The following is a 6,115-nucleotide window of genomic DNA, read 5'->3' as shown; positions in this document are numbered from 1 at the left end:
CCGGTACTAATAGGCCGAGTGGCTTGAACACACATGACGTTCAAACCGAATCGCTGTTGTGAGTTGTTCGCGTCCCTGTGTGGTTCCTGGAAAACAACCGGGAACCCGCATTAATCAAGTGAATACCGAGCCTGGCTCGGACGTTGAGGCTTGCACACCCCTGCTGGGGGTGGTGCGTTGAGGCGTTCGGTGGTTTTGGCGAGGGGGAAACACCCGGTCCCATTCCGAACCCGGAAGTTAAGCCTCTCAGCGCCGATGGTACTGCATGGGAGACTGTGTGGGAGAGTAGGACACCGCCGGACCTATATTGCAGGAAGGCCCCGCCGATTTCGGCGGGGCCTTTCTCATTTCACCATGCCGATTCTGGTGTCGGCCGGTGACCATGACCGTGCCCGGTGGCATTTCGGCGAGGTCGGGCGCACGAGTGCTGTCGAGCGCGCCGGGGGTTACCCGGGGGACGCCGATCCGGTGCTCGCGCGGGCCCGGCGGGACGTCAGCGCGAAGGCGTGACCGGCCGCTGCGCGGAGGAAGTCAGCTGGCGGGGCCTTCCTGCGTCAGAGCCTCGGCGTAGGCGGCGAGCGAGCGGTTGTACCGGGGGAGGTGGCGGGAGAGGGCGCCCAAGGTGAGCGACACCGCCTCTCTTTCGCGTCCGACATCGGTGAGCGCGAGGGCCAGGAACGCGGTCACGGCGTCGTCGAGGTCGTCCGACACGGCGTCGCGTTCGGTGGTCAGCAACGCGATGCTCTCCTCGGCCCGGCCGAGGTTGCGCAGGGTGCTGGCGTACTGGATCGTCCCCTCGCGGCGGCGCGTCCCGGACAGCCCGGCCTCGAACGCCCGCCGGTAGTGGACGGCGGCCTCCGCCTCGTTGCCGATCGAGTCATGGGCCGATGCGATCTCGTACTCGGCGACCGCGTCGCCGGGTGGAAGCTCGCCGGCCAGCTCCTCGACCTCGGCGAGGAAGGCCGCGGGCTCGTGGTCGTCGAAGGAGGCCCAGAGATCGGCGATTCGCCGCTCCCAATCCGAGGTGATCATGGAATCGAGGATAGGGCCGGAGGTCATCGTCGCGGGGGCGGCCCGTCCCCGGGCGGCGGCGCAACGGTTGTGCAACCTCCGGCCGGGCAGAATTGGTCCGCTCGACGATGGTCGGGATCATGGTCGCGCCGGTGCCAACCCACACATCTTGCACCGGCGCGGCCACCGGTCCGGCGAGGGGTCAGCCACGTACTTCGCAGTCGGCGTGTTCGGCGGGTTCGTCCGCGGGGGCAGGGTCGGGGGCGGTGCGCTCCGCAAGGCCGAACAAGGCCAGGGCCAGCAGGGTGCAGGCACCGGCCGCGACGGGCAGCGTCCCGGCGCCGAAGATGCCGAGCAGCCATCCGCCGAGGCCCGCACCGAGCGAAGCGCCGACGTAGACGGCGCTGCTGCTGAGCGCCAGGGCCTGCGGGCCGCTCTCGGGCCCGGCGGACGCCAGGACACGCGTCTGGACAGGCGGCGGAACCGACCAGGCCGCCGCTGACCACACCAGCAGCAACGGGACGACGAGCGCCAGATGTGCCGGACGCAGCGACCAGACCAGCGCCAGCCCGGCCATCGACACGGTGAAGACGGCGGCTGCCAGGGCGAACGTTCTCGCCGGGCCGAAACGGTCGACCAACGTGCCGCTGAACCGCCCGCCGACGATGCCCGCGACGCCCGTCAGCACCAGAAGCCCGCCCAACTCGGACGAAGTGACACCCGCCAGCCCGTCCAGGAGGGGCGCGAGATACGTCTGGATCATCAGGTTGCCGACCACGGCTGCGACGGCGGCGGACAGCACGAGCAGCACGGCCGGACGTCCCAGCGGGCGGAGCCGTTCGCTCAGGCCGGTCTGGGGTGGTGACACGACGTCCGGCACGGTGATGTGCAGGAAGGCCAGGGCGGCGAGGCCGAGGAGACCGCCCGTCACGAAGGTGGCCTGCCAGCCGAACGCCGCGCCGATCCAGGTTCCGAGCGGGACGCCGACGACGATGGCGCCCGTCAGCCCGGCCATGACCGTCGCCAGGTCGCGGCCCTGCCGGCCCGGCGGGGACAGGGCGGCGGTGACCGCGAACACGGTCGGCAGCACGACGGCGGCGGCGAGCGCGGCGACGACCCGCAGGGTCATCAGCGCCGGGTAGGACGTGGCGAGCGGTACGGCGAGGTTGGCGGCGCTGAACACCAGCATCCCGCCGGTGAGCAGGCGACGCCGTGACCACGACGCCGTGACCACCGCCGCCACGGGAGCGAACACGGCGCAGACGACGGAGAAGACGGTCACCAGCTGCCCGGCCGCGGCCTCGCTGACCGAGAGGCCGGTCGCGATGGACGGCAGCACGCCCACGATCACGAAGTCGTCGGTCTGGAGGGTGAACGCGGTCAGGGTGAGGGCGACGAGCCACAGCCCACTGGACGGGCGCCGGAAGATGAGCATGGCGGTTAAGGTAACACTCGTTACCCTATAGGCTGAACATCCCGGACCTGAAGGAGGGCAGGAGTGGCCAGGCCGCGCGACCCGCGTCGCCGCGTCGAGATCCTCGACGCGGTGCTCGACCATCTCGCCGAGCACGGGATGTCCGGCCTGTCGATGCGCCCGATCGCCCAGGCCCTGGGCCAGAGCACCCGCGTCCTGACCCACCACTTCGCCGACAAGGACGCGCTGCTCGCCGCGCTGCTGAAGCGCCTGGACGAGATCCAGCACGAGCAGCTCCACGCGACGGAGGGCTGGGACGACACGGACCGGGGGATCGGCGCGATCGTCCGCGCCTCCTGGGACCGCCACCTGGCGCCGGAGAACATCGCGCACACCCGGCTCGTCCGCGAGATCGAAGGGCTCGCCGCCGCCGGGCGCCTCGGCGACCGGATACCGAGATTCCTGGCGGAACGGGCGGAGTTCGTCGCGGGCGCCCTGACCGCCCGCGGCCTCGATCCCGCTCAGGCGCGCGTCAAGGCGACCTTCCTCAACAGCGCCTACGCGGGCTTGCAGACCGACGTCCTCACCACCGGCGACCGGGAACGGGCCGAGACCGCGCTCGCCGAACTCTGCACGCTCGCCGACTCATGGACGGAGACGGAGACGGCCGCCGTCTAGGCGGTTGGCTGGATCGTGATCGCCCCGAGCGTCGAATCGTCACGTGGCCCCGCGCGCGGCTGAACGGTCCGCGATCGTGCGAGACGACCTCAAGTTCGCCCGCATCGCGAGCGTGTCGAAAAGCGACGGTTCCGCCGTCGCAGCAGGTGACCGTGTCCTCCTCGCCCACAAGGGAGACGTGAGCGACCAGGGCGGAGCGCCCGCTTTCTGGGAAGCGGGAGTCGCCGGTTCTGTTCAGTCGCGTGTTTCGGCCAGGGTGCGGGCCAGGTCGTTGAGGTCGGTGGCGACCAGGTCGGCCTCGGCGGGTGGTGGGACGGGCGCGGCGTGCGGGCCCCATTCGGGGCGGGGGACGTAGGCGATGCGGAGGCCGACCGCTGCCGCCGCCTCGAGGTCGTCCGGGTGGCAGGCGACCATGAGGAGTCGGCTCGGCTCGACGTCGAGGAGTTCGGCGGCCTTGCGGTAGACGCGCGGGTCGGGTTTGTAAGAGCCGGCCAGTTCCGCCGACAGGATGCAGTCGAAGCGGAGCCCGGCCTGTTTCGCGAGGCGGGTCAGCAGCCCCACCCCGCCGTTGGACAGCGTGGCGGTGAGGACGGGGCTCCGGTGAAGGCGCTCCAGGCCCTCGGGGACGTCCGGCCAGGCGCGGAGGCGGTGCCAGGCCCGGACCAGGTGGTCCCGGTCGGCGTCGGTGAGCGTGTCGAGCCCGTGCCCGGGCAGCACCTCGTCCAGCATGAGGCGGTGAAGGGCGTCCAGGGGACCCCAGGGCAGGTCCCCGGCGACGACCCGTCCGAGCGTGGGGCGGTAGCGGCGCCGCCAGTCCTCGGCGACGGCCGTCCAGTCGGCGTGCAGCCCGGCGCGTTCGCCGACCTCGGCCAGCTCGCCCGCCACGCTCGACCGCCAGTCGGTCAATGTCCCGAACACATCGAACACCGCAGCGTCAACGTTCATACCAGCCACATCTAGCACGTCCGCCGGAGCAGCGGGCGTAAGGAGTGTCGGTAGGATTCGATCATGGCCACCGCCGTGCTCGCGTTCGCCCTCGCCGCGATGATCGTCAATGTCATGCCCGGCCTGGACACGTTCCTCGTGCTCAGGACGTCCATCGCGCAGGGCCGGCGGAGCGGGCTCGCGGCGGCACTCGGCATCCTGACCGGGTGCGGCGTCTGGGGGCTCGCGACGGCGGTCGGGCTGACCGCCCTGCTGACCGCCTCGCAGGTGGCGTACGACGTGGTGCGCGTGTGCGGCGCCGCGTACCTGGTGTGGCTGGGGACGACGGCGCTGTGGCGCGCGCGGAGGAAGGAGAGCGGGAGCGCCCCGCCGGAACCCGCCGTGGCCGGGACCGGGTTCGCGGCATTCCGGGCCGGGGTGGGGACGAACCTGTTGAACCCGAAGGCCGGCGTGTTCTACATGAGCCTCGTCCCGCAGTTCATGCCGCACGGGGCACCGGTGTTCGGCACGACCGTCCTGTTCACCGTGATCGACCTGATCGAGCTGGCGGTCTGGTTCTGGCTCGTCTCGGGCGCGGCGGCCGCGCTGGGGGACAGGCTCCGGCGGCCGTCCTTCCGGCGGCGGATGGAACAGGTCAGCGGCGTTGCGTTCATCGGCTTCGCGGCGAACCTCCTGGCGGACCGTCCCTGATTCCGGGCCCGCGGGAATGCCGTGGACGGGCTCACCGGACGCCGTAGGCTGCTCGGATGACTGACAAGTTGTGGCGTATTGAGCCGTCGGGGCCGCTTCGCGGGGACGTCACCGTGCGGGGGGCGAAGAACGCGGTCAGCAAGCACATGGTCGCGGCGATGCTGGGGGACGGGCCGAGCACCATCGGCAACGCGCCCGACGTCGGCGAGGTCGGCATCACCGCGGGCATGCTGGAGCACGTCGGGATGACCGTGGAGCGGTCCGGCGGGGACGTGACGGTCGTGCCGGGGCCGGTGTCGGACCCGAGCGTCGGCAAGGCGTTCACCGGGCTGAACCGCATCCCGATCCTGATGCTCGGCCCGCTGCTGCACCAGGCGGGCGAGGCGTTCGTCCCGCTGGTCGGCGGCGACCCGATCGGGCGGCGGCCGGTCGACTTCCACGTCGAGGCGCTGCGGGCGTTCGGCGCCGAGGTGTCGCACGCGGCGGACGGGATCCACGCGCACGCGACGCGGCTCGTCGGCACCCGGATCGACCTGCCGTATCCGAGCGTCGGCGCCACGGAGACGGTGCTGCTGGCCGCCGTGCGGGCCGAGGGGAAGACCGTCATCAGGAACGCCGCGACGGAGCCGGAGATCATCGAACTGGCGCTGTTCCTCCAGCGGATGGGCGCGCGGATCTCCTTCGCGCCCGACCGGCGGATCGTGGTCGAGGGCGTCGAGCGGCTGAACGGCGCGCTGACGCGGCTGGACGGCGACCGGATCGAGGCGTTCTCCTACCTGGTGGCCGGGCTCGTGACCGGCGGAGAGGTGCGGGTGCACGGGTGCCCGCAGGACCGTCTCGTCACCGCGATCACGACGCTCACCAGGATGGGCGCGGAGTTCCAGATCACCGATGACTGGATCATGGCGTCCGCGCCGGACGGGCTGAGCCCCGCTGCGGTGCAGACCGACACGCACCCGGGGTTCGCGACGGACTGGCAGACCCCGCTGATGGTGCTGTTCACCCAGGCGGACGGCATGTCGGTGCTGCACGAGACCGTCTACGAGAACCGGCTCGCCTACGTTCCGGCGCTGCAGAGCATGGGCGCGGAGATCGAGGTGTACGACACGTGCCTCGGCGGCCCCGCCTGCCGGTACCACGACACGGCGGCGCTGCACTCGGCCGTGGTGCGCGGCGTGACGAAGCTGCGCGGCGGGGACGTCACCATGCCCGACATCCGGGCCGGGTTCTCGGCGGTGCTGGCGGCGGCGGTGGCGGAGGGTCCCTCCACGCTACGCGGCGTCCACCACATCGAGCGCGGCTACCACCGCCCGGTCGAGCAGTTCCGGGCGCTGGGGCTCTCCCTGCAGGCCGGTTAGCGCGGGACCTGGGCCGGTT

The 6,115-nt window shown here is 71.5% G+C and carries 7 protein-coding genes and 1 rRNA gene; 5 read left to right on the top strand and 3 right to left on the bottom strand.

What is annotated here, in order from left to right; all coding sequences use genetic code 11:
• The first annotated feature begins 185 nt into the window (after positions 1-185).
• Positions 186-302: ribosomal RNA gene (rrf, locus tag BM339_RS42035) — 5S ribosomal RNA — on the top strand.
• A 52-nt stretch (positions 303-354) separates the two neighbouring features.
• The gene (locus BM339_RS50415) at positions 355-510 is read left to right on the top strand and encodes a hypothetical protein (RefSeq protein WP_177287907.1); all 156 of its coding nucleotides are present in this window, start codon (positions 355-357) and stop codon (positions 508-510) included.
• Between the two features lie 21 nt (positions 511-531).
• Here the strand turns inward: BM339_RS50415 and BM339_RS42030 are convergent, their stop codons facing one another.
• Both BM339_RS42030 and BM339_RS42025 read right to left on the bottom strand, forming a co-directional pair.
• The gene (locus BM339_RS42030; RefSeq protein ID WP_075024456.1) at positions 532-1,032 is read right to left on the bottom strand and encodes a tetratricopeptide repeat protein; all 501 of its coding nucleotides are present in this window, start codon (positions 1,030-1,032) and stop codon (positions 532-534) included.
• A 181-nt stretch (positions 1,033-1,213) separates the two neighbouring features.
• Positions 1,214-2,446 (bottom strand): MFS transporter, encoded by a 1,233-nt coding sequence (locus tag BM339_RS42025; RefSeq protein ID WP_075024455.1) that lies wholly within the window; start codon positions 2,444-2,446, stop codon positions 1,214-1,216.
• A gap of 63 nt (positions 2,447-2,509) precedes the next feature.
• On the opposite strand from BM339_RS42025, the gene BM339_RS42020 reads away from it, so the two are divergent.
• Complete coding sequence (locus BM339_RS42020; protein ID WP_075024454.1) at positions 2,510-3,103, top strand: TetR/AcrR family transcriptional regulator; 594 nt, start codon at positions 2,510-2,512, stop codon at positions 3,101-3,103.
• Between the two features lie 234 nt (positions 3,104-3,337).
• Here the strand turns inward: BM339_RS42020 and BM339_RS42015 are convergent, their stop codons facing one another.
• Positions 3,338-4,048: a haloacid dehalogenase type II gene (locus BM339_RS42015; RefSeq protein ID WP_024935495.1), complete on the bottom strand. Its 711-nt coding sequence runs from the start codon at positions 4,046-4,048 to the stop codon at positions 3,338-3,340.
• Positions 4,049-4,111: 63 nt separating this feature from the next.
• Between BM339_RS42015 and BM339_RS42010 the strand changes: the two genes are divergently transcribed.
• Positions 4,112-4,738 carry a LysE family translocator gene (locus BM339_RS42010; protein WP_024935494.1) on the top strand — a complete coding sequence of 209 codons (627 nt, stop codon included), beginning with the start codon at positions 4,112-4,114 and terminating at the stop codon, positions 4,736-4,738.
• A 56-nt stretch (positions 4,739-4,794) separates the two neighbouring features.
• A complete protein-coding gene (murA, locus tag BM339_RS42005) occupies positions 4,795-6,096 on the top strand; it encodes a UDP-N-acetylglucosamine 1-carboxyvinyltransferase (protein WP_024935493.1) in 1,302 nt (433 codons plus the stop codon).
• Positions 6,097-6,115: the final 19 nt, after the last annotated feature.

The sequence above is a fragment of the Actinomadura madurae genome, from assembly GCF_900115095.1.
Lineage (GTDB): Bacteria > Actinomycetota > Actinomycetes > Streptosporangiales > Streptosporangiaceae > Spirillospora > Spirillospora madurae.
Note: the sequence above shows the minus strand (reverse complement) of the source record. Positions and strands in the feature narration are given on the sequence as shown.